2 rRNA genes are annotated in these 3,540 nt (G+C 56.0%); both read left to right on the plus strand.

Features of this window, described 5'->3' with window-relative positions:
- Positions 1–218 precede the first annotated feature (218 nt).
- Positions 219–3,315: ribosomal RNA gene (locus G6021_RS16000) — 23S ribosomal RNA — on the plus strand.
- 99 nt (positions 3,316–3,414) lie between these two features.
- Positions 3,415–3,531: ribosomal RNA gene (rrf, locus tag G6021_RS16005) — 5S ribosomal RNA — on the plus strand.
- Positions 3,532–3,540: the final 9 nt, after the last annotated feature.

Genomic DNA, 3,540 nt, shown 5'->3' on the forward strand with positions numbered 1-3,540 from the left:
GGGCTGGTTGTCGGGGGGAGCGTGGTTCGGACAAAACACACTGTTGGGTGTCTGAGACAGCACCGTGAGCATCCCTGGTTGTTGGGGGTGTGGGTTGTTTCTGATGGCACTGATTCCCGAGATGCTCTTTTTGGCCGGTTGGCTGGGGGTGTGGGTGGGGTTGGTGTGTGTTGTTTGAGAACTGCACAGTGGACGCGAGCATCTTTAATTGTTTGTGAATGTAAGTGTGTAAGAGCACACGGTGGATGCCTTGGCACCAAGAGCCGATGAAGGACGTAGGAGGCTGCGATAAGCCTCGGGGAGCTGCCAACCGAGCTGTGATCCGAGGGTGTCCGAATGGGGGAACCCAGCGCGCGTGATGGCGTGTTACCCACATCTGAATACATAGGGTGTGTGGAGGGAACGCGGGGAAGTGAAACATCTCAGTACCCGCAGGAAGAGAAAACAACAGTGATTCCGTCAGTAGCGGCGAGCGAACGCGGAAGAGGCTAAACCGCATGCGTGTGATACCCGGCAGGGGTTGCGTGTGTGGTGTTGTGGGGCATGATGTCCTGGTTCTGCCGGATCAGGCGCTTGATAGTCCGCGGGTTAGGGGAACGACTTGGAAGGGTCGGCCGTAGAGGGTGAGAGTCCCGTACCTGAAAACTTTGTGGCTGGGCGATTTGTGTTCCCAAGTAGCAGCGGGCCCGTGAAATCTGCTGTGAATCTGCCGGGACCACCCGGTAAGCCTAAATACTCCTTGGTGACCGATAGCGGATTAGTACCGTGAGGGAATGGTGAAAAGTACCCCGGGAGGGGAGTGAAATAGTACCTGAAACCGTGTGCTTACAATCCGTCAGAGGCTTTCGGGCTGATGGCGTGCCTTTTGAAGAATGAGCCTGCGAGTTAGTGGTATGTCGCGAGGTTAACCCGTGTGGGGAAGCCGTAGCGAAAGCGAGTCCTAATAGGGCGAGTATAGTGGCATGCTCTAGACCCGAAGCGGAGTGATCTACCCATGGCCAGTGTGAAGCGACGGTAAGACGTCGTGGAGGCGCGAACCCACTTAGGTTGAAAACTGAGGGGATGAGTTGTGGGTAGGGGTGAAAGGCCAATCAAACTCCGTGATAGCTGGTTCTCCCCGAAATGCATTTAGGTGCAGCGTCGCATGTTTCACCTCGGAGGTAGAGCTACTGGATGGCCGATGGGCCCTACAAGGTTACTGACGTCAGCCAAACTCCGAATGCCGAGGTGTGAGAGTGCGGCAGTGAGACTGTGGGGGATAAGCTTCATAGTCGAGAGGGAAACAGCCCAGATCGCCGGCTAAGGCCCCTAAGCGTGTACTAAGTGGAAAAGGATGTGGGATCGCTGAGACAGCCAGGAGGTTGGCTTAGAAGCAGCCACCCTTGAAAGAGTGCGTAATAGCTCACTGGTCAAGTGGTCCTGCGCCGACAATTTAGCGGGGCTCAAGTACACCGCCGAAGCCGCGGCACTCACACAATAACCTCCTCCGGGCAGGTGTGTGGGTGGGTAGGGGAGCGTCGTGTGGCCATAGAAGCGTCGGAGTGATCCAGGCGTGGAGGCCACACGAGTGAGAATGCAGGCATGAGTAGCGAATGACGAGTGAGAAACTCGTCCGCCGAATGATCAAGGGTTCCTGGGTCAAGCTAATCTGCCCAGGGTGAGTCGGGACCTAAGGCGAGGCCGACAGGCGTAGTCGATGGACAACGGGTTGATATTCCCGTACCCGTGTGTGCGCGCCCATGGTGAATCAGTGATACTAACCGCCCTGAATGGCCTAGAGCATCCTTCGGGATGACGTGGTCTGGATGCGCGGGACCTGATCTGGTAGTAGCCAAGCGATGGGGTGACGCAGGAAGGTAGCTGGGCCAGTCAGTGGTTGTACTGGTGTAAGAGTGTAGGCCGTGACATAGGCAAATCCGTGTCACATCAAGGCTGAGACTTGATGCATACCCGTTGTGGGGAATTCAGTGATCCTATGCTGCCGAGAAAAGCCTCTAGTGAGTTCATACACGGCCCGTACCCCAAACCGACACAGGTGATCAGGTAGAGAATACCAAGGCGATCGAGAGAACTGTGGTTAAGGAACTCGGCAAAATACCCCCGTAACTTCGGGAGAAGGGGGGCCATGCCCGGTGAACATCTTCACGGTGGGAGCTGGGTGTGGTCGCAGAGACCAGAGAGAAGCGACTGTTTACTAAAAACACAGGTCCGTGCGAAGACGTAAGTCGATGTATACGGACTGACGCCTGCCCGGTGCTGGAAGGTTAAGAGGACCGGTTAGCCGCAAGGCGAAGCTGAGAATTTAAGCCCCAGTAAACGGCGGTGGTAACTATAACCATCCTAAGGTAGCGAAATTCCTTGTCGGGTAAGTTCCGACCTGCACGAATGGCGTAACGACTTCTCTGCTGTCTCGACCACAGACTCGGCGAAATTGCACTACGAGTAAAGATGCTCGTTACGCGCGGCAGGACGAAAAGACCCCGGGACCTTTACTATAGCTTGGTATTGGCGTTCGATTCGGTTTGTGTAGGATAGGTGGGAGACTGTGAAGCATGCACGCCAGTGTGTGTGGAGTCGTTGTTGAAATACCACTCTGATCGTATTGGACGTCTAACCTCGGCCCATGATCTGGGTTAGGGACAGTGCCTGGTGGGTAGTTTAACTGGGGCGGTTGCCTCCTAAAGAGTAACGGAGGCGCCCAAAGGTTCCCTCAGCCTGGATGGCAATCAGGTGTTGAGTGCAAGTGCACAAGGGAGCTTGACTGTGAGACTGACACGTCGAGCAGGGACGAAAGTCGGGACTAGTGATCCGGCACCGGCAAGTGGAAGCGGTGTCGCTCAACGGATAAAAGGTACCCCGGGGATAACAGGCTGATCTTCCCCAAGAGTCCATATCGACGGGATGGTTTGGCACCTCGATGTCGGCTCGTCGCATCCTGGGGCTGGAGTAGGTCCCAAGGGTTGGGCTGTTCGCCCATTAAAGCGGCACGCGAGCTGGGTTTAGAACGTCGTGAGACAGTTCGGTCTCTATCCGCCGCGCGCGTAAGAAACTTGAGGAAAGCTGTCCCTAGTACGAGAGGACCGGGACGGACGAACCTCTGGTGTGCCAGTTGTTCCACCAGGAGCATCGCTGGTTAGCTACGTTCGGAAGGGATAACCGCTGAAAGCATCTAAGCGGGAAGCCTGTTCCAAGATGAGGTTTCTCACCACCTTGCGTGGTTAAGGCCCCCCACAGACCATGGGGTTGATAGGCCGGAACTGGAAGCGCAGCAATGCGTGGAGGTGACCGGTACTAATCGGCCGAGGGCTTACACACAAACAAGCCAAAGAATTTGTTACGCGTCCACTGTGCAGTATCTGAAACAACACACCCATCCGCGGTCTCGATCGCGGGTCGGGCCTTGTTTCACAGAGTTACGGCGGCCATAGCGGCAGGGAAACGCCCGGTCCCATTCCGAACCCGGAAGCTAAGCCTGCCAGCGCCGATGGTACTGCACTCGTGAGGGTGTGGGAGAGTAGGTCACCGCCGAACACAACTTCA

This window comes from Dietzia sp. CW19 (assembly GCF_014145265.1).
Lineage (GTDB): Bacteria > Actinomycetota > Actinomycetes > Mycobacteriales > Mycobacteriaceae > Dietzia > Dietzia natronolimnaea.